Annotated in this window: 16 protein-coding genes and 5 pseudogenes; 18 read left to right on the top strand and 3 right to left on the bottom strand. The window is 60.7% G+C overall.

The window, feature by feature from the left end:
* Positions 1 to 35 precede the first annotated feature (35 nt).
* The 18 genes and pseudogenes from rplO to ACZ1HK_RS11025 all read left to right on the top strand — a co-directional run bounded on the left by rplO (position 36) and on the right by ACZ1HK_RS11025 (position 15,915).
* On the top strand, positions 36 to 509 hold the full coding sequence (rplO, locus tag ACZ1HK_RS11110) for a 50S ribosomal protein L15 (RefSeq protein WP_472628766.1): 474 nt from the start codon (positions 36 to 38) through the stop codon (positions 507 to 509).
* 133 nt (positions 510 to 642) lie between these two features.
* Positions 643 to 2,013, top strand: a complete 1,371-nt coding sequence (secY, locus tag ACZ1HK_RS11105; RefSeq protein ID WP_368476538.1) for a preprotein translocase subunit SecY — start codon at positions 643 to 645, stop codon at positions 2,011 to 2,013.
* Positions 2,010 to 2,587, top strand: a pseudogene (locus tag ACZ1HK_RS11100) (adenylate kinase). The gene secY and the pseudogene ACZ1HK_RS11100 overlap by 4 nt, the downstream one beginning before the upstream one ends.
* A gap of 161 nt (positions 2,588 to 2,748) precedes the next feature.
* Positions 2,749 to 3,117: a 30S ribosomal protein S13 gene (gene rpsM, locus ACZ1HK_RS11095; protein ID WP_368476536.1), complete on the top strand. Its 369-nt coding sequence runs from the start codon at positions 2,749 to 2,751 to the stop codon at positions 3,115 to 3,117.
* Positions 3,118 to 3,132: 15 nt separating this feature from the next.
* Positions 3,133 to 3,522 (top strand): 30S ribosomal protein S11, encoded by a 390-nt coding sequence (rpsK, locus tag ACZ1HK_RS11090; protein ID WP_368476535.1) that lies wholly within the window; start codon positions 3,133 to 3,135, stop codon positions 3,520 to 3,522.
* A 108-nt stretch (positions 3,523 to 3,630) separates the two neighbouring features.
* Positions 3,631 to 4,647, top strand: coding sequence for a DNA-directed RNA polymerase subunit alpha (locus ACZ1HK_RS11085; protein WP_472628765.1), 1,017 nt, complete (start codon positions 3,631 to 3,633; stop codon positions 4,645 to 4,647).
* Positions 4,648 to 4,778: 131 nt separating this feature from the next.
* Positions 4,779 to 5,198 (top strand): 50S ribosomal protein L17, encoded by a 420-nt coding sequence (gene rplQ / locus ACZ1HK_RS11080; RefSeq protein WP_472628764.1) that lies wholly within the window; start codon positions 4,779 to 4,781, stop codon positions 5,196 to 5,198.
* A 338-nt stretch (positions 5,199 to 5,536) separates the two neighbouring features.
* Positions 5,537 to 6,148, top strand: a complete 612-nt coding sequence (locus tag ACZ1HK_RS11075; protein WP_472628763.1) for a helix-turn-helix transcriptional regulator — start codon at positions 5,537 to 5,539, stop codon at positions 6,146 to 6,148.
* Between the two features lie 85 nt (positions 6,149 to 6,233).
* A complete protein-coding gene (locus tag ACZ1HK_RS11070) occupies positions 6,234 to 6,815 on the top strand; it encodes an acyl-homoserine-lactone synthase (protein ID WP_472628762.1) in 582 nt (193 codons plus the stop codon).
* 133 nt (positions 6,816 to 6,948) lie between these two features.
* Positions 6,949 to 8,258 (top strand): annotated as a pseudogene (locus ACZ1HK_RS11065) (replication-associated recombination protein A).
* Positions 8,259 to 8,304: 46 nt separating this feature from the next.
* On the top strand, positions 8,305 to 8,682 hold the full coding sequence (gene crcB, locus ACZ1HK_RS11060; RefSeq protein WP_472628761.1) for a fluoride efflux transporter CrcB: 378 nt from the start codon (positions 8,305 to 8,307) through the stop codon (positions 8,680 to 8,682).
* Positions 8,679 to 9,727, top strand: a pseudogene (locus ACZ1HK_RS11055) (RluA family pseudouridine synthase). The gene crcB and the pseudogene ACZ1HK_RS11055 overlap by 4 nt, the downstream one beginning before the upstream one ends.
* Positions 9,718 to 10,389, top strand: coding sequence for an HAD-IA family hydrolase (locus ACZ1HK_RS11050; protein WP_472628760.1), 672 nt, complete (start codon positions 9,718 to 9,720; stop codon positions 10,387 to 10,389). The pseudogene ACZ1HK_RS11055 and the gene ACZ1HK_RS11050 overlap by 10 nt, the downstream one beginning before the upstream one ends.
* A complete protein-coding gene (locus ACZ1HK_RS11045; RefSeq protein ID WP_472628759.1) occupies positions 10,386 to 11,099 on the top strand; it encodes an ATP12 family chaperone protein in 714 nt (237 codons plus the stop codon). The genes ACZ1HK_RS11050 and ACZ1HK_RS11045 overlap by 4 nt, the downstream gene beginning before the upstream one ends.
* A 234-nt stretch (positions 11,100 to 11,333) precedes the next feature.
* Positions 11,334 to 12,365: an amino acid ABC transporter substrate-binding protein gene (locus ACZ1HK_RS11040; RefSeq protein WP_472628758.1), complete on the top strand. Its 1,032-nt coding sequence runs from the start codon at positions 11,334 to 11,336 to the stop codon at positions 12,363 to 12,365.
* A gap of 137 nt (positions 12,366 to 12,502) precedes the next feature.
* Complete coding sequence (locus ACZ1HK_RS11035; protein WP_472628757.1) at positions 12,503 to 13,780, top strand: amino acid ABC transporter permease; 1,278 nt, start codon at positions 12,503 to 12,505, stop codon at positions 13,778 to 13,780.
* A gap of 1 nt (position 13,781) precedes the next feature.
* Positions 13,782 to 15,103, top strand: a pseudogene (locus ACZ1HK_RS11030) (amino acid ABC transporter permease).
* Between the two features lie 14 nt (positions 15,104 to 15,117).
* Entirely contained in the window at positions 15,118 to 15,915 is a 798-nt protein-coding gene (locus tag ACZ1HK_RS11025) for an amino acid ABC transporter ATP-binding protein (RefSeq protein WP_472628756.1), read from the top strand.
* Between the two features lie 92 nt (positions 15,916 to 16,007).
* Here the strand turns inward: ACZ1HK_RS11025 and ACZ1HK_RS11020 are convergent, their stop codons facing one another.
* From ACZ1HK_RS11020 to argB, 3 genes and pseudogenes are all read right to left on the bottom strand, one after another.
* On the bottom strand, positions 16,008 to 16,508 hold the full coding sequence (locus ACZ1HK_RS11020; RefSeq protein ID WP_472628755.1) for a SixA phosphatase family protein: 501 nt from the start codon (positions 16,506 to 16,508) through the stop codon (positions 16,008 to 16,010).
* Positions 16,505 to 17,152, bottom strand: coding sequence for a ferredoxin (locus ACZ1HK_RS11015; protein WP_472628754.1), 648 nt, complete (start codon positions 17,150 to 17,152; stop codon positions 16,505 to 16,507). The genes ACZ1HK_RS11020 and ACZ1HK_RS11015 overlap by 4 nt, the downstream gene beginning before the upstream one ends.
* 5 nt (positions 17,153 to 17,157) lie before the next feature.
* Positions 17,158 to 18,014 (bottom strand): annotated as a pseudogene (argB, locus tag ACZ1HK_RS11010) (acetylglutamate kinase).
* Positions 18,015 to 18,108 lie beyond the last annotated feature (94 nt).

The raw sequence follows: 18,108 nt of genomic DNA, 5'->3' as shown, positions 1-18,108 counted from the left end.
CTTCAAGGGAGGTGTTCCGGCAAAGGAGAAGCGACATGAAACTGCATGAATTGCGGGACAATCCCGGTGCAACCAAACGGCGCAAGCGCGTGGGCCGCGGCCCGGGTTCGGGCATGGGTAAGACCGCTGGCCGTGGTATCAAAGGCCAGAAATCCCGTTCGGGTGTGGCAATCAACGCCTATGAAGGCGGCCAGATGCCCCTCTACCAGCGCTTGCCAAAGCGCGGCTTCAACAAGCCAAATCGCAAGAAGTTCGCCGTTGTGAACCTGGGCCTGATCCAGAAGTTCGTAGACGCCGGCAAGATCGATGCGAAATCCGAGATCACCGAAGATGCGCTGGTCGCGTCCGGCCTCGTGCGCCGCAAACTGGACGGTGTGCGTGTTCTGGCGAAAGGCGACGTTTCAGCCAAGCTGAACATCAACGTGACTGGCGCCTCAAAGGCGGCTGTTGAGGCCGTCGAAAAGGCCGGCGGTTCGCTGACCGTGGCTGCGGCTGCTGCGGCGGAGTAACCCGTTCGGGGTGTTAATCACCCCGTAACGCTTGTGGGCGGGGCGCTCTCCGCCTACATCCTACCCCAAGGAATTCCTGCGCCGCAGGGGCCCCGCAAAGGGCCCGGCGGCTTTAGCGCATAAGAGAGACGGCATGGCATCAGCAGCGGAGCAAATGGCCTCCAACATGAGCTGGAGCGCGTTTGGCAAAGCGACAGAGCTTCGCCAACGGATCTGGTTCACCCTGGGCCTTCTGATCATCTACCGGATCGGCACCTATATTCCGGTGCCTGGCATCGACGCGATCGAGTTGCAGAACTTCTTCGATCAAGCGGCGGCTGGTCTTGGTGGCGTTCTGAACATGTTCACCGGTGGCGCGCTGTCGCGCATGGGTGTCTTTGCGCTTGGCATCATGCCCTACATCTCGGCCTCGATCATCGTGCAGCTTATGTCGGCCATGGTGCCGGCGATGGAGCAGCTGAAGAAGGAGGGTGAGCAGGGCCGCAAGAAGCTGAACCAATGGACGCGCTACGGCACGGTGGTTTTGGCGACCGCGCAGGCCTACGGGCTTGCCGTTTCGATGGAATCTGGTGGACTTGTGACCGATCCGGGCTGGTTCTTCCGCGCGGCCTGCGTGATCACGCTTGTCGGTGGTACGATGTTCCTGATGTGGTTGGGTGAGCAGATCACCCAGCGTGGCATCGGCAATGGCATCTCGCTGATTATCTTCGTCGGAATCATCGCGGAAATCCCCGCTGCTCTGGCGCAGTTCTTCGAGTCCGGCCGTCAGGGTGCGCTTTCGACGCCTGCGATCTTGGGCGTGATCGTGATGCTGATTGGCACGCTCTTCTTCGTTGTGTTCATGGAGCGCAGCTTGAGGAAAATACACATTCAGTACCCGCGCCGTCAGGTCGGGATGAAGGTCTACGACGGTGGCTCCAGCCACCTGCCCGTCAAGGTGAACCCGGCGGGTGTGATCCCGGCGATCTTTGCCTCGTCGCTCTTGCTGCTGCCCACCACGCTGACCACGTTCGGCGGAGCTGAGGGCAACGGCCCGGTCATGGGCTGGATCCTTGCAAACTTCGGGCCTGGTCAGCCACTGTATCTGCTGTTCTTCGCGTCCATGATCATCTTCTTCACATATTTCTATACGCTGAACGTGTCGTTCAAGACCGAGGATGTGGCCGACAATCTAAAGAACCAGAACGGCTTTATTCCTGGCATTCGCCCGGGCGCACGGACGGCGGAGTATCTGGAATATGTGGTGCGCCGCATCCTGGTGCTTGGCTCGGCCTATCTTGCGCTGGTTTGTCTCATGCCAGAAATTGTGCGGACAAACCTGGCGATTACTGCTTACTTTGGCGGCACTTCGATTCTCATCATCGTTTCGGTGGGGATGGATACGGTACAGCAGATCCAATCACATCTGTTGGCCCACCAATACGAAGGCCTGCTCGAAAAGTCCCAGCTCCGCGGGCGCAAGAGTGGCGCCAAGAAACCGCGGAAGGGACCGGCGCGTCGATGAACATCATTCTTTTGGGCCCGCCGGGTGCGGGAAAGGGAACGCAGGCCTCGCGCCTTGTCGAAGCACGCGGCATGACGCAGTTGTCCACGGGGGACATGCTGCGGGAAGCCAAGACAAGCGGCACCGAGATGGGCCAGAAGGTGGCCGAGGTTATGGCCAAGGGCCATCTGGTGACGGATGAGATCGTCATCGGCCTAATCCGCGAAAAGTTGGAAACCGGTGGCAATGGCTTCATCTTTGACGGCTTCCCCGGACGCTTCCTCAGGCTGATGCGCTGGAGCAGTTGCTCGCCGATATGGGCCAAAGTCTTGATGCGGTGATCGAGATGCGTGTCGACAAGGATGAAGTCCTGGTCGAGCGTGTAGTGAACCGTGCCGCCGAAGCTGTCGCCGCAGGCAAGGAACCGCGCGCGGACGATACAGCAGAAGCGATGCAGGAACGCCTGTTCGTCTATTACAAACAGACCTCGCCTCTGCTTGGTTATTACTATGCCAAAGGGATGCTTCGGGGTGTTGAAGGCCTCGGCACGATGGACGAAGTTGCGGCCGAGATTGCGGGCATCATGGACGCCTGATCCGGGCCTATTGACCTTTTGGTCATCAAGTCATAGTTACCGCCATCTCCGCAGGAATCACCCTGCCAGGATGCATTGCAAGCCCGGGAAAAACCGCCCGGGCTTACGTTGTGAAAAAGGGCCTGGGGTTACGGGCTCGCAACCGAAGGAAAGAGCCACACATGGCACGTATTGCAGGGGTCAACATCCCCACCGCAAAGCGCGTTCCGATCGCGCTGACCTACATCACCGGAATTGGTCACACCTCCGCCGCAGCCATCTGCGAAGCCGTTGGCATCGACGCCACGCGCCGCGTGAATGAGCTGTCGGATGCAGAGGTTCTGCAAATCCGCGAGCACATCGACGCCAACTACAACGTCGAAGGTGACCTGCGCCGCGAGACGCAGATGAACATCAAGCGTCTCATGGACCTGGGCTGCTACCGCGGTCTGCGCCATCGTCGTAACCTGCCCGTCCGCGGTCAGCGCACGCACACCAACGCTCGTACCCGCAAAGGCCCCGCAAAGGCCATTGCCGGTAAGAAGAAATAAGGGAGGGCTGGACACATGGCACGTGATCGTCGTCCCGCGAAGAAGAAGGTTTCCAAGAACATCGCCACTGGCGTTGCGCATGTGAACTCTTCGTTCAACAACACCAAGATCCTGATCTCTGACGTGCAGGGCAACGCCATTTCGTGGTCGTCTGCTGGCACGATGGGCTTCAAGGGCAGCCGCAAGTCCACACCGTTCGCCGCCCAGATGGCTGCGGAAGATGCGGGCAAGAAGGCGCAGGACCACGGCGTGAAAACGCTTGAGGTCGAAGTTCAGGGCCCCGGTTCGGGCCGTGAAAGCGCGCTGCGCGCCCTGGCGGCTCTTGGCTTCCAGATCACGTCGATCCGCGACGTGACCCCGATGGCCCATAACGGCTGCCGCCCACCAAAGCGCCGTCGCGTCTAAGGTCAGAAGAATTCCTGCCGGGCTGCGGTTTTCCGTGGCCCGGATTCGTCATTTTTACCTCGAGTGTGTCCGGGATGGATCCCCCCGACACGAGCATGGAGGCGACGCATGATCCACAAAAATTGGCAAGAGCTGATCAAGCCCACCCAGCTGGTAGTCCAGCCTGGGACCGACCCGGCGCGGAAGGCAACTGTCGTTGCTGAACCGCTTGAGCGGGGCTTCGGCCTGACGCTTGGGAACGCGCTGCGCCGCGTTCTGATGTCCTCGCTGCAAGGCGCGGCCATCACCTCCGTCCAAATCGACGGCGTTCTGCACGAATTCTCCAGCGTGGCTGGCGTGCGGGAAGACGTGACCGATATCGTGTTGAACCTGAAGGGCGTCGCGATCCGCATGGAAGCCGAAGGGCCCAAGCGCGTTTCGATCTCCGCCAAAGGCCCGCGCGTTGTGACGGCTGGCGATATTTCGGAGTCGGCAGGCATCGAGATCCTGAACAAGGATCACGTGATCTGCCACCTCGACGATGGTGCCGATCTGTACATCGAGCTGACGGTTAATACCGGCAAGGGCTATGTCGCCGCTGACAAGAATCGCCCGGAAGATGCACCCATCGGCCTGATGCCGATCGATGCGATTTATTCGCCGGTTAAGAAGGTGTCCTATGATGTGCAGCCGACCCGCGAGGGTCAAGTGCTCGACTATGACAAGCTGACGCTGAAGCTGGAAACTGACGGCTCTGTAACGCCGGACGATGCCGTGGCCTATGCCGCGCGTATCATCCAGGACCAGCTGTCGATCTTCGTGAACTTCGACGAGCCGGAGTCGGCCACCCGTCAGGACGACGAAGACGATCTGGAATTCAACCCGCTTCTCCTGAAGAAGGTTGATGAGCTGGAGCTTTCGGTGCGGTCTGCGAACTGCCTTAAGAACGACAACATCGTCTACATCGGTGATCTGATCCAGAAGACCGAGGCAGAGATGCTGCGCACGCCGAACTTTGGCCGCAAGTCGCTCAACGAGATCAAGGAAGTGCTGTCCGGCATGGGCCTGCACCTCGGTATGGATATCGTGGACTGGCCGCCCGACAACATCGAAGAGCTGGCGAAGAAGTACGAAGACAACTTCTAAGCTGCTGAATGAATGCCCGGTCGCGCCGGGGAATATTCGGGTTTGAACGCCCCAAGGAGAGGGCCCCGCACGCATGGGGCCCCAGACAAAGCAAAATCGCCCGTAGAGGGCACCTGAATTGGAGAAGACACATGCGTCACGCCCGCGGATACCGCCGCCTGAACCGGACCCACGAGCACCGCAAGGCGATGTTCTCGAACATGGCCGGCTCGCTGATTGAACATGAACAGATCAAGACGACTTTGCCCAAGGCAAAGGAACTGCGTCCGATCGTGGAAAAGCTGATCACGCTTGCCAAGCGCGGCGACCTGCACGCGCGCCGTCAGGCCGCATCGCAGCTGAAGCAGGACCAGTTTGTCGCCAAGCTGTTTGACGTGCTTGGCCCCCGCTATGCGGAACGCCAGGGCGGTTACATTCGCATCATGAAGGCGGGCTTCCGCTATGGCGACATGGCGCCGATGGCGATCATCGAATTCGTTGACCGCGATGTTGACGCCAAAGGCGCCGTAGACCGTGCGCGCGTTGAAGAAGAGGACGCCGTCGAAGGCTGATCCCTTTGCAGCGGCTACTTGATTGAACCCTCCGGCCGTGTCGGAGGGTTTTCTCTTTGGCAGGAGGCTTTTTTGGGGGCTCTAGCGTAGTTTGCCCGTGTGCGTTGAAGGTGTCGGCAAGTGGATGTCGGCCACGACAAAATCTGCATCCAAAGGCGATTGCCCAAGGAATTCGAGTAGGTCACGGCGCGTTTCAGAAGACAACTTCATGAGACGCGCGAAAAGATCGGGTTCGATCCTTTTGGTCATTCGTCTCACCTTGCGTTAGCAATTGATCATCCGGCTTGACCCCGTTTCGGGCAACCTATCTAAATGGACATGTCCATTTGGTGGGTTAGATGACAAAAGCGCCGGTTCTAGACCTATTGCTGCACGAGCTTTCGTTGGCGGCCCCTGCCGGTTTCGCCGTGGGTCTGCATATTCGCTACGTCTCTCCGCTGATCATGGTGAACACATATCCCGACTCCTGGCAGGAGGTTTACACGTCAAAGCTCTACGGTCTGCGCGACCCCACCTTGGCTTGGGGGCTAAGCCATACGGGGACACGTCGTTGGAGCCAGATTGGCCTTCCTGACCCGTTCGGGATCCTGAAGGAATCTGCGGAATACGGCCTGAGATACGGGATGATCGCATCCATCGGGCCGATGTCGTCGCGCACCATCGCGGGTGCAAGCCGGGAAGACCGTGAGTTCACCGAAGACGAAATGGAGCTTGTCTACCGGATCGTGCACCGCATGCACGATCTGTCCGAACCGCCGGCCCGCCTGTCCAAGGCGCAGGCCGACGCACTGAAATGCATCGCGGAGGGGGACCGCCATGCAGCTGCTGCCGCAAAGCTCGGCATATCCGAAAGCGCCTTCAAGGCGCGACTGACGTCTGCGCGTCAGAAGCTGATGGCCCGAACGACGGCAGAAGCCGTTCAAAGGGCCAAGGAGTACGGGTTGATCTGAGCGTCAGGGGTCGCAGCCCCGCATGAGAGCCAACTGCGTGGTGTTTCGAAATACGCGATTCACCTCATTGGAGACTCATATGCAAATGACGACACTCTCGTTCGAGAACTTCCACCGGCATGGGCCGTTGTTCACGAACATGCTGAAAGCACGACACCGGACATTCATTGAAGAAATGGGCTGGGAGATCCCCTCGGAAGGCGGGATGGAGTTTGACCAGTACGACACGGCGCAGAGCCGGTGGGTTTGCGTCCATGATGGCCTTCGCGTGCTGGCAGGGGTGCGGTTGACGCCGACGACGGCGTCTTGCGGGATCTACAGCTATATGGTGCGGGACGCGCAGCGGGGGTTGCTGGACTCGATCCCTGCCAATTTGCTGGATGATCCAGCGCCGATTGCGGAGCATATCTGGGACGCCAACCGCCTGTTTGTCGCCGAAGGGGTGGAGACAGAGATCCGGCGGGAGGTTCAGATGTCGCTGATGGGGCACATGGTGCGCTCGGCGCGGGAGTTGGGGGCGACGACGCTTTTGGGCCTTCTGCCCATTGGCATCCCGCGGCTCGGCCGCCGCCTTGGCATTGATATGGAGGCCGGAGGGCCGATCATGAAGATCGGCGGCGTGGCGCATCGGTGCTACTTTGTCTCGATGGCCTCGAAAATGCACTGAAACGGAGGATTCAAGTGGTTTGTGCAAGCTTGCACAAACCACTTAAACCTATGATAAATAATAACAAAAGAGATTTCTTTAACCTTTTCTTTACCCTTGCCGCCACTGTGGCGCGGGCGTAGCTTTGCCCATTATGGCTGATCTCTTCGACACATCTGCGGCGGCGCAGGACGCCTCCACAGGACCGCGACCGCTGGCGGATCGGTTGCGGCCCGCCGCATTGTCGGAGGTCATCGGTCAGCAGCACATTTTGGGGCCGGACGGCAGCCTGCGGGTGATGCTGGACTCCGGGTCGCTGTCGAGCCTGATCTTCTGGGGGCCGCCGGGTGTGGGCAAGACGACCATCGCGCGGCTTTTGGCGGATGAGACCGACCTGCATTTCGTCCAGATCAGCGCGATTTTCACCGGCGTGCCGGACCTGCGCAAAGTGTTCGAGGGCGCGAAACTGCGCCGCCAGAACGGCAAGGGCACACTTCTGTTCGTCGACGAAATCCACCGTTTCAACAAGGCGCAGCAGGACAGCTTCCTGCCGCATATGGAGGACGGCACGATCCTTCTGGTGGGGGCGACCACAGAGAACCCCTCGTTCGAGTTGAATGCTGCTGTCATGTCGCGGTCTCAGGTCATGGTTCTTGAGCGCTTGAGCGACGACGATCTCGAGGCTCTGCTGCAGCGGGCCGAAGCGGAGCTGGACCGCAAGCTGCCCCTGCTGCCCGATGCGCGGGTCAGCTTGCGCGAGATGGCCGATGGGGATGGGCGCGCGTTGCTTAATCTGGTGGAACAGGTCGCGGCCTGGAATGTTGAGCCGCTCGATACCAAGGCGTTGGGTGCGCGTTTGCAGCGGCGCGCCGCGCAATACGACAAGTCGGGCGACGCGCATTACAACCTGATCTCGGCCCTGCACAAGTCGATGCGCGGCAGCGACCCGGATGCCTGCCTTTATTGGTTCGCACGGATGCTGGAGGGGGCGAGGACCCACGCTATCTCGCGCGGCGCATGGTGCGGATGGCGGTGGAAGACGTCGGGCTGGCCGATCCGCAGGCGCAGCGCGTCTGTCTGGATGCGTGGGAGACGTATGAGCGGTTGGGGTCGCCCGAGGGCGAGCTTGCGTTGTCTCAGGCGATCATCTACCTGGCGCTCGCCCCGAAATCGAACGCGAACTACGTGGCTTATAAGGCGGCGCGCGCTTCGGCGAAGTCGACTGGATCGGCGATGCCGCCAAAGCATATCCTGAATGCGCCGACGTCCATGATGAAAGATCAGGGCTACGGCGAGGGCTATGCTTATGACCACGATCATGAGGACGGGTTTTCGGGGGCGAACTACTTCCCCGATACGATGTCGCGGGCGCGGTTCTATGAACCGAAGGAACGCGGGTTCGAACGCGATCTGAAGAAGCGCGTGGAATGGTTCGACGGGTTGAGGAAGAAGCGCGGCAAGTGACAGGCGATACGTTGACATCCCAACCCGCCCGGCGCATCCCGCCCCTATGACAGCGATCCTGCAAGTGGCCTTTGGCGGCGCCGTTGGTGCCGTGCTCCGATACCTGACGGGTATCGGCATGGTCCGGCTGTTCGGGCATGGCGCGTTCCCCTTGCCGATCCTCACGGTGAATATCGTAGGCTCGTTCCTGATGGGGGTCTTTGTGGTGGTCGCGGCGCAGCGCGGGCTCACGCATTTGTCTCCCTTGGTGATGACGGGCCTGTTGGGCGGGTTCACGACCTTCTCCGCCTTTTCGCTGGAGGCTGTGACGCTGTATGAGCGCGGCGATGTGGGGCAGGCGGCACTGTATGTTGGGGCCTCGGTGGTTCTATCGATTGGTGGGCTGATGTTAGGCCTCTGGGTCGCGCGAGGGATGTTCGCATGAGTGGTGTCCAAACGGTTGAGGTTGGCCCGGATGAGGGCGATCAGCGGTTGGACCGCTGGTTTCGCAAGCGGTTCCCGCAGGTCTCGCAGGGCCGGATCGAGAAGATGTGCCGGAAGGGCGAGATCCGCGTTGATGGGGGACGGGTGAAGAGTTCGACCCGTGTGGAGGTGGGGCAGAGCGTGCGCGTGCCGCCGCTGCCTGATACGGCCGCGCCGGTGGTGCACAAGCAGCCCAAGATCAGCGATGCGGATGCGGAGATGATGCGGAAAGCTGTGATCTACCGGGATGATCATATCATTGCGCTGAACAAGCCAGCTGGCTTGCCGTCGCAAGGGGTTCAGGCCAAAGCCGCCATGTGGATGGCTTGGCGGAGGCGCTGCGGTTCGGGTTTGAGGAAAAGCCGAGGTTGGTGCATCGGCTCGACAAGGACACATCGGGCGTTTTGCTGATGGCGCGGACGCGGGCCAGTGCAAAGGCGCTGACCGATGCGTTCCGCGCGCGGGAAACGCGCAAGATCTATTGGGCTGCCGTCGCCGGTACGCCGCTGCCCAAGATGGGCACGATCAAGTACGGGCTGGTGAAGGCGCCGGGCCATGGCAAGGGCGGCGAGAACGAGAAGATGCGTGCGGTGATGCCCGATGAAGTGCGCAGCGTTGAAGGCGCAAAGCGGGCGGAGACGGATTACGCGGTGTTGTCGAACCTTGGCGGGCGCGTGTCGTGGTGTGCTTTGGTGCCGATTACGGGGCGGACGCATCAGCTGCGCGCGCACATGGCCGAGATCGGGCATCCGATCATCGGCGATGGGAAATACGGCGGCTCGGGCCAGGAAAACCTAGGCGATGGCTGGGGCGCTCAGTTGGGCGGTGAGATCAGCCGCAAGCTGCATCTGCATGCGCGGAGCCTGTCGTTTCAGCATCCGTTTGGCGGGGCTCAAGTGAACCTGATTGCACCACTGTCTGAGCATATGGCGAAGACGTGGGAGACGTTGGGGTGGCAGGCCTCGGACGTGCCGGCGGATCCGTTTGCGGAGGATGAATGGACCTGAAGCTGGTCATCTTCGATGTGGACGGCACGCTGGTCGACAGCCAGGCGCATATCTTGGCGTCGATGAAAGGCGCGTTCGAGGCGCATGGTATGGCGGTGCCGCCACGTGAGGCAGTGCTGGGGATCGTGGGCTTGTCGCTGCCGGAGGCTTTTGCACGGCTGGTGCCGGAGCGGGCAGAATTGGCGGGTCTGTTGACCGAGGCTTACAAGGACACGTTCGCGGGGCTGCGGATGTCGGGTGAGGGTGCTTCACCACTCTATCCCGGTGCGGCGGAGGTGTTGGCCGGATTGGCGGCACGGGACGACGTGCTGTTGGGGGTGGCAACGGGCAAGAGCAAGCGAGGGCTCGACCATCTGATCGAGCTGCACGGCTGGGCGCGGGTGTTTCAGACGGTGCAGGTCGCTGATTTCCATCCGTCCAAACCGCATCCGTCGATGGTGGAGGCGTGCTTGGCCGAGACGGGGGTTGAGGCGGAGAGGGCCGTGATGGTGGGCGATACAAGTTTCGATATGGAGATGGCGCGCGCGGGGTCGGTGACAGCGCTGGCGGTTGGCTGGGGATATCACCCCGAAGATGCGCTGGTGCAGGCCGGGGCTGTGCGCGTGGTGGAGCGGTTCGTGGATATACCCGCCGCGTTAGAAGAATGCTGGGCCTTCGCATGACGGAATGGAAAGCAAAGCGGTTCTGGACCGAGGTGACGGTGCACGCGGAAGGCGACGGGTTTCGGGTTTTGCTGGACGCGCGTGCCCTCAACACACCGGGCAAGCTGCCGCTGATCATGCCCACGCGCACGTTGGCCGACGCAGTGGCCGAAGAATGGAGGGCGCAGGAGGGGCATATCCAACCGCTGACCATGCCCAACACGCGCTCTGCAAATTCGGCGATTGAGCGAGTCGCGCCGCAGCATGCCGAGGTCTGTGCGATGCTGTCAGCCTACGGCGAAACCGATCTGCTGTGCTATCGGGCGGAGGGGCCGCTTGAGTTGACGCAACGTCAGAAAGGCGCTTGGGATCCGATGCTGGATTGGGCCGCGGATCGCTATGGCGCCCGCTTGGTGCCAGTGGCGGGCGTCTTGCCGGTTGAGCAGGATCCCGACGCCCTGCGCGCATTGTCCAATCGGGTGTTGCGCACCGAGGCGTTTCCGCTGACGGCTCTGCATGACCTGATCACCTTGACCGGGTCTTTGGTGCTCGGTTTGGCGATCGCAGATGGCCACATTTCGGCCAACGAAGCATGGCTTTTGAGCCGAATCGATGAGGATTGGCAAATCTCCCAATGGGGCGAAGATGACGAGGCCACGCAGATGGCAGCGGCAAAGCGCAGCCAATTGCTTCATGCCGAGCGGTTCTTGTCGCTATGCTCTGAGAACTGACGTTTCTTCGGGCATGGGCCAGTGCCTGTTGCATAAAATGCAGGCAGCGTACGCCGAGCGGCCTGCAAACGAAGTGTTTCCAGTGTGTTTTGAGCGTCCGATGCCCTTGACCTTGTGCACAGGATTTGCCCATTTTGGCAGCGGCGGGGGCGAAAAGCCCCTCCCGGCATATGCCAAAGCCCGAAGGGCAAATAATATGATCCCTTAGGGCGATCCCACAGGAAGAGGTTAACAATGAAAAAATCCGTACTTCTCGGCACGCTCGCCGTAGCCGGTGTTGCATCGGGCGCAGCGTTTGCTGACGGCCACGGCGACACCACGCTGGGCCAGATCCAAGAGCGCGGCTCGCTGAACTGCGGCGTGACCACCGGTCTGACCGGCTTCGCAGCCCCCAACGCCGAAGGCGAGTGGGAAGGCTTCGACGTCGGCGTATGCCGCGCGGTTGCTGCAGCTGTTCTTGGCGATCCGACCGCCGTTGAATTCGTTCCGACCACTGGCCAGACCCGCTTTACTGCGCTGGCTTCGGGCGAAGTCGACATGCTGGCTCGTAACACCACCTGGACGTTCTCGCGCGATGTCGACCTCGCGTTCGAATTCACCGGTGTTAACTATTACGATGGTCAGGGCTTCATGGTCCCCCGTGAACTCGGCGTTTCGTCGGCCCTGGAACTGGACGGCGCAACCGTCTGCATCCAGACCGGTACCACGACCGAACTGAACCTTGCTGACTTCTTCTCCTCGAACAACATGAGCTACGAGCCCGTGCCGATCGAGACCAACGCAGAAGCACAGCAGCAGTACCTGGCCGGTGCTTGCGACGTTTACACCACGGATGCCTCGGGCCTGGCCGCAACGCGCGCCACGTTCGAAGATCCGTCGGCGCACGTCGTTCTGCCCGAGATCGTCTCGAAAGAGCCGCTCGGCCCGCTGGTTCGCCACGGCGACCACGAGTGGGGCGACATCGTTCGCTGGACGCTGAACGCTCTGATCACTGCTGAAGAGCTCGGCGTGACCTCGGCCAACGTTGGCGAAATCGGTGGCACCACCGAGAACCCGGAAATCCGCCGCCTGCTCGGCACCGAGGGTGAACTGGGCGCAATGCTCGGCCTCGAAGCGGATTGGGCTGCAAACGCTATCGCAGCTGTCGGCAACTACGGTGAGCTGTTCGAAGGCAATATCGGCGAATCCACCCCGATCGGTCTGGCCCGCGGCCTGAACGCTCAGTGGACCGATGGCGGCCTGCTCTACAGCCCGCCCTTCCGGTAAGACCAAAAAACGAGAGGGCGCGAGCGTAAAGTTCGCGCCCTTCTCATATACAGACAAACGTAAGTTGCAGTGATGCAAGGGACCGCAAAAGACGGCCCGTACCGCAACAACGAAACCAACGACAGGGGGCCACAGAGATGGCAACGATGACCGACCCACCGGTGGAGGGGTTCCGGCTAAGCCAGCTTATCTACGACACGCGCTACAGATCGATGACGATCCAGGTGGTTGCATTTGTCCTGATCATGCTTGGTCTAGTCTGGCTGGCGAACAACGTCGTCACCAACCTTCAAGCACTGGGCAAAGACTTCGACTTCGGTTTCCTCGGCAATCGCGCCGGGTACGACATCAACCAGCGCCTTGTTGAGTATTCGAATGACTCGACCCACGGTCGAGCCGCCATTGTCGGCATCCTGAACACCCTTTTGGTGGCTGTTCTAGGCTGTATCACGGCCACTGTGCTGGGTGTGTTCGCTGGTGTTCTGCGCCTGTCGAAGAACTGGATCGTGTCACGCCTGATGTCGGTCTACGTCGAAGGCTTCCGCAACATTCCGCTGCTGCTTTGGATCCTTGTGATCTTTGCGGTCATGACGGAAGGCACACCGCAGCCGCGCGATTTCCGCGGCGAGGATGCTGAAGCGTCGATGATCCTTGGCGACAGCGTCGCCATCACGAACCGCGGCATCTATATTCCCAACCTTGTTTTCAATCGCTCGCTTGGTGGTAACGAGGTTGATGCAGATACCGGCGCGGTGATTGCATCGCAAAGCGCAGGCGACATCATCTTGCTGCTTGCTGTGATCATTGCAGGCTTCCTGGCATCCGGCTTTATCGGACGCCGTGCGACCGCCATTCAGGAAAAGACAGGCGTTCGCCCGCCGGGCACGTTCTGGATGCGATTGGGGGCCGTGGTTGTACCCGCCTTAATCGTGTTGGTCGCATTGGGTGCGACGCTGGAATATCCCGAACTGCGCGGCTTCAACTTCGCTGACGGCATTCACCTTCGGAACTCCCTGATCGCGCTGTGGTTCGCCCTGTCGCTTTATACCGGAGCCTTCATCGCCGAGATCGTGCGAGCCGGTATCATGGCGGTCAGCAAGGGCCAGACCGAGGCGGCCTTCGCACTGGGTATGCGTCCAAGCTGGACAATGAACCTTGTGATCCTGCCGCAAGCGCTGCGGGTGATCATTCCGCCGCTGATTTCGCAATTTCTGAACCTGACCAAGAACTCCTCTCTGGCGATTGCCGTGGGGTACATGGATGTGCGGTCCACCCTTGGGGGGATCACGATCAACCAGACCGGTCGGGAATTGGAGGGGATGCTTTTGTTGGGCCTGTTCTACTTGATCACGTCACTGATCATTTCTGGCGCGATGAACATCTACAACAATTCCGTCAAGTTGCAGGAGCGTTGATATGAGCGAGATTCATGCTGAAACCGCCTATGTCCGCACAGAGATGTTGCCGGAACAGGCGCCGCCGATCACCGCGGCTGGGCCGGTCAAGTGGATGCGGGAGAACCTGTTTTCTTCACCGCTGAATGCGATCCTGACGGTGCTGTCGATCATCGTTATCTACTATGTCTTGCAAGGCATCCTTCCATGGATGGTCAACGGCATCTGGGATGCGGACTCGCTGAGCGAGTGTCGCGAAATCCGGGATGCGCGGGGCGGCTCGAGTGAGCATGGCCACGGGGTGGCTTGTTGGGCCGTGTTGGGCGACCGTTGGCACCAGCTGACCTTCGGGTTCTACCCGTCCGACCTGTACTGGCGGCCGATCCTTGCGCTGGCCTTGTTCCTTGCGGCCCTTGCGCCGGTGCTGTTCGACACGGTGCCGCGCAAGATGTTCATCCTGACGGCGGCTGCGCCCTTCATCTGCGCCTGGCTTTTGTGGGGGGCACCATCTGGGGGCCGCTGATGATTGCCGTGGGCTTTGTGATCGGTTGGGCGATCTTCAAGTTCGGGGCGCCTGCCATTGGCGCGTTGAGCGCAACGATTGCCGCGATCCTAATCCCGATCCTCTACTGGCTGTTCATCGCGGGTCCTATTGCTGGCGCTTTGTCCGGCGCGATCCCGATTGGGATCGAGGCCGTACCTTCCGACGATTTTGGGGGCTTCCTTCTGGCCTTCGTGATCGGCGCCTCGGGGATCATCCTGTCCATGCCGTTGGGGATTGTTCTGGCCCTCGGGCGGCAGTCGGATCTGTTCATCATCAACAAGTTCTCGGTGATCTTCATTGAGGTGATCCGGGGCGTGCCGCTGATTGTGTGGCTGTTCACGGCATCCCTGCTACTGAATTACTTCCTGCCGCCGGGCACGAACTTTGACCTGATGCTGCGCGTGATCATCATGGTGACGCTGTTCTCCTCGGCCTATATCGCCGAGGTGATCCGGGGTGGCTTGGCCGCCTTGCCGCGGGGTCAGTATGAGGGGGCTGACAGCCTTGGTCTGAATTACTGGCAGTCCATGCAGCTGATCATCCTGCCGCAGGCATTGAAAATCTCGATCCCTGGTATTGTTTCGTCGTTCATCGGCCTCTTCAAGGACACCGTTCTGGTGGTCTTTGTGGGCCTCAGCGATCCAATCGGTTTCTCGAACCTGATCCGGGCGACGACCGACTGGAACGGGATCTACTGGGAACTCTTCATCTTCATCGGGCTGTGCTTCTTCATCTGTTGCTACGGCATGTCCCGGTATTCGCAATATCTCGAGCGCAAACTGCGCACCGATCACCGTTAAAGGAGGCCTGATCCATGGCTGATACAAACATGGCAGAAGAGCGCGAAATCGACCGCTCGCAAATGAAGGTCTCCGACGAGGTGGCCATTGAAATCACGGGGATGAACAAGTGGTACGGGACGTTCCACGTTCTGCGCGACATCAACCTGACCGTGCAGCGGGGCGAGCGGATCGTGATTTGCGGGCCGTCCGGATCGGGCAAGTCGACGCTTATCCGGTGCATCAATGCGCTGGAGGAGCATCAGCAGGGCAGGATCACAGTGGACGGCACGCTGCTGTCCAACGACCTCAAAAACATCGACAAGATCCGGTCCGAGGTTGGCATGTGCTTCCAGCACTTCAACCTATTCCCGCATCTGACGATCCTGGAGAACTGCACGCTGGCACCGATCTGGGTCCGCAAAACGCCCAAGAAGGAAGCCGAAGAGACGGCGATGTATTTCCTTGAGAAAGTGAAGATCCCGGAACAGGCCGACAAGTACCCCGGCCAGCTTTCGGGCGGTCAGCAGCAGCGTGTGGCCATTGCCCGTTCGCTGTGCATGCGTCCGCGCATCATGCTGTTTGACGAGCCAACTTCGGCCCTTGACCCGGAGATGATCAAGGAAGTGCTCGACACCATGATCCAGCTGGCCGAGGAAGGCATGACCATGCTGTGCGTGACCCACGAGATGGGTTTTGCCCGTCAGGTCGCCAACCGCGTGATCTTCATGGATGCTGGTCAGATCGTGGAACAGAACGAGCCGGAAGAGTTCTTCACGAACCCGCAGTCTGAGCGCACGCAATTGTTCCTGAGCCAGATCCTGGGTCACTGAACGCGTTCGATTTGCACGTCAATTGCGCCCGTCCCTTCAAAGAGGGGCGGGCGTTATCTTTTTGCATTTTCATGGAACAAAGATGGGCGCGATCACGCCGGATCAGGGAGATCCCTTGGGGTGGTGAAGTGGATGACGTCGCCGGAGGCAAGGTCTGACCACGATGTCCCGATGCGGAACACAGTTGTTGCGCCGGTTGGATACATGCCGAAACGCTCGTCACCCGGAGGGCTTTCCGCCAGGGCCCAGGCCAATTCACCAATGCCGGGGTTGTGGCCGATCACGGCGATTGTGTTGCCAGTTTCGGCCCGGATTGCGCTGAGGATTGCAGGCGGGTCCGCGAGGTAGAGATCGCGGCTGAGCGTCGGAGCAGGGGCGCCGGGCAATTGCGAGGCGATCCCGGCCCAGGTTTCGCGTGTACGCATTGCGTCAGAGCAAAGCACCATGTCCGGGGCCAGCCCCTCGGCCGACAGAAAGGCGCCAAGGCGGGGCGCCGCACGCTTGCCGCGCGGGTTCAGAGGGCGGGCGTGATCCTCCTGATTGGCCGTCCAATCGGACTTGCAGTGGCGGATGAGGATCAGCGTGCGGGTCATCGGTGGAAATGCCGCATGTGATAGGCCGATTGTGCCGGGTCGCGGGGATAGTCCTGGCTGACCGGGCAGGCGCGGCGAGCCTTGCAGCCGTTTTCCATACAATCAACACCTTCGGGCGTATCGAGAAAAGCGTGGCAGGCGGCGGTGTTGTAGCCGTCTTCGCTGAGCGCGTCGACGGGGCAAGCGGTTTCACACGGGGCGGCGCAGAGCAAGCACGGCGTGAGACGCGGTGGTGTCAGTTCGATCTTCTCTCGCAAGGCGAGCGCGCCGCGGAAGGAGATCATCAGGCCCTGATCATTGTGGACGAGCAGCGAGACCGGGCTTGAATGGATCGAGCCGGATTTCGTGGCCCAGGAAATAAACGGATGCCAAGGCGGGCCACCGAAGGGAAAGAGGGAGGCCGCATCGACTTCGTCGGCGATCGCGTCAATGACGCGCTGCGACCAGCGATCCATCATATCGGGCTGGCCATCTTGCGCCTCGGGTTGTGTCTGGAACCAGGCCCAGAAGCCGGGCTCCATTGGGGCGAGGAGCACGAGCGTGCCAGCGCCATCTGGCGCGTTGTCATCGGGCCCCGGGTGGAAGGCGCCCACGATGGTCAGGTGGTGGGCGGCGGCAGCGGTTGCGATCGTCTCGTAATCCATGTGCGTCACGCCCTGATCATTGAGCCGGCGCCGTGTTCTGTAAACAGCTCCAGCAGCACAGCGTTTGGGACACGACCATCGACAATGGTGCAGGCGCGAACTCCGGCGCGGACGGCCTTGAGCGCCGTTTCGGTCTTTGGGATCATGCCACCAGCGATGGTGCCGTCCGTGGTCATGGCATCGACGTCCGCCGCGCTGAGTTCGGTGACAACATCCCCGTCGGCATTCTTGACGCCCGCCACGTTGGTCAACAGCAAAAGGCGGTCGGCTTGCAGGGCTGCCGCAATGGCACCGGCGGCGGTGTCACCGTTTATGTTGAAGGTCTCGCCAGCGCGGCCCATGCCGAGGGGGCGATGACAGGGATCATATCGTCTTCGAACAGGTTGTTGAGGACGGCAGGGTCTACATGCGCCGGCTCACCCACGAAGCCCAGATCGGGATTGGCGGGGTCGCAGGTGATGAGGTTGGCGTCTTTTCCCGAAAGCCCTACGGCCTTGCCGCCTTCTGCATTGATCGCCTGTACGATGCGCTTGTTCACACGGCCTGACAGCACCATTTCGACCACCTCAACCGTGGCGGCGTCGGTCACGCGTTTGCCATCCTTAAAGGTGCTTTCAATGCCCAGTTTGGCAAGCATGTCGTTGATCATGGGGCCGCCACCGTGGACAACCACCGGGTTCACGCCGACCTGACGCAGCAGGACAATATCGCGCGCGAAGCTGGCCATCTCATCGTCGTCGCCCATCGCGTTGCCGCCGAATTTGACCACAATAATGGCGTCGTTGAACCGTTGCAGGTAGGGCAGCGCCTCGCTGAGCGTGCGGGCGGTTGCAAGGTAGTCGCGGGTCATCTGTTTTCTCATGGGCTGGCGCCGGAATCGTGCTGAAGTGTCGGGAGGGTAGGATGGAGAGGTCTTGGGGGCCAGCCCCCAAACCCCCGGAGTTTTAGGGCAAGAT

This window comes from Gymnodinialimonas sp. JB5-7 (assembly GCF_055693405.1).
Note: the sequence above shows the minus strand (reverse complement) of the source record. Positions and strands in the feature narration are given on the sequence as shown.

Coding starts and splice junctions, on each gene's coding strand:
- rplO (WP_472628766.1), top strand. CDS start 36: ATGAAACTGCATGAATTGCGGGACAATCCCGGTGCAACCAAACGGCGC.
- secY (WP_368476538.1), top strand. CDS start 643: ATGGCATCAGCAGCGGAGCAAATGGCCTCCAACATGAGCTGGAGCGCG.
- rpsM (WP_368476536.1), top strand. CDS start 2,749: ATGGCACGTATTGCAGGGGTCAACATCCCCACCGCAAAGCGCGTTCCG.
- rpsK (WP_368476535.1), top strand. CDS start 3,133: ATGGCACGTGATCGTCGTCCCGCGAAGAAGAAGGTTTCCAAGAACATC.
- ACZ1HK_RS11085 (WP_472628765.1), top strand. CDS start 3,631: ATGATCCACAAAAATTGGCAAGAGCTGATCAAGCCCACCCAGCTGGTA.
- rplQ (WP_472628764.1), top strand. CDS start 4,779: ATGCGTCACGCCCGCGGATACCGCCGCCTGAACCGGACCCACGAGCAC.
- ACZ1HK_RS11075 (WP_472628763.1), top strand. CDS start 5,537: ATGACAAAAGCGCCGGTTCTAGACCTATTGCTGCACGAGCTTTCGTTG.
- ACZ1HK_RS11070 (WP_472628762.1), top strand. CDS start 6,234: ATGACGACACTCTCGTTCGAGAACTTCCACCGGCATGGGCCGTTGTTC.
- crcB (WP_472628761.1), top strand. CDS start 8,305: ATGACAGCGATCCTGCAAGTGGCCTTTGGCGGCGCCGTTGGTGCCGTG.
- ACZ1HK_RS11050 (WP_472628760.1), top strand. CDS start 9,718: ATGGACCTGAAGCTGGTCATCTTCGATGTGGACGGCACGCTGGTCGAC.
- ACZ1HK_RS11045 (WP_472628759.1), top strand. CDS start 10,386: ATGACGGAATGGAAAGCAAAGCGGTTCTGGACCGAGGTGACGGTGCAC.
- ACZ1HK_RS11040 (WP_472628758.1), top strand. CDS start 11,334: ATGAAAAAATCCGTACTTCTCGGCACGCTCGCCGTAGCCGGTGTTGCA.
- ACZ1HK_RS11035 (WP_472628757.1), top strand. CDS start 12,503: ATGGCAACGATGACCGACCCACCGGTGGAGGGGTTCCGGCTAAGCCAG.
- ACZ1HK_RS11025 (WP_472628756.1), top strand. CDS start 15,118: ATGGCTGATACAAACATGGCAGAAGAGCGCGAAATCGACCGCTCGCAA.
- ACZ1HK_RS11020 (WP_472628755.1), bottom strand. CDS start 16,508: ATGACCCGCACGCTGATCCTCATCCGCCACTGCAAGTCCGATTGGACG.
- ACZ1HK_RS11015 (WP_472628754.1), bottom strand. CDS start 17,152: ATGGATTACGAGACGATCGCAACCGCTGCCGCCGCCCACCACCTGACC.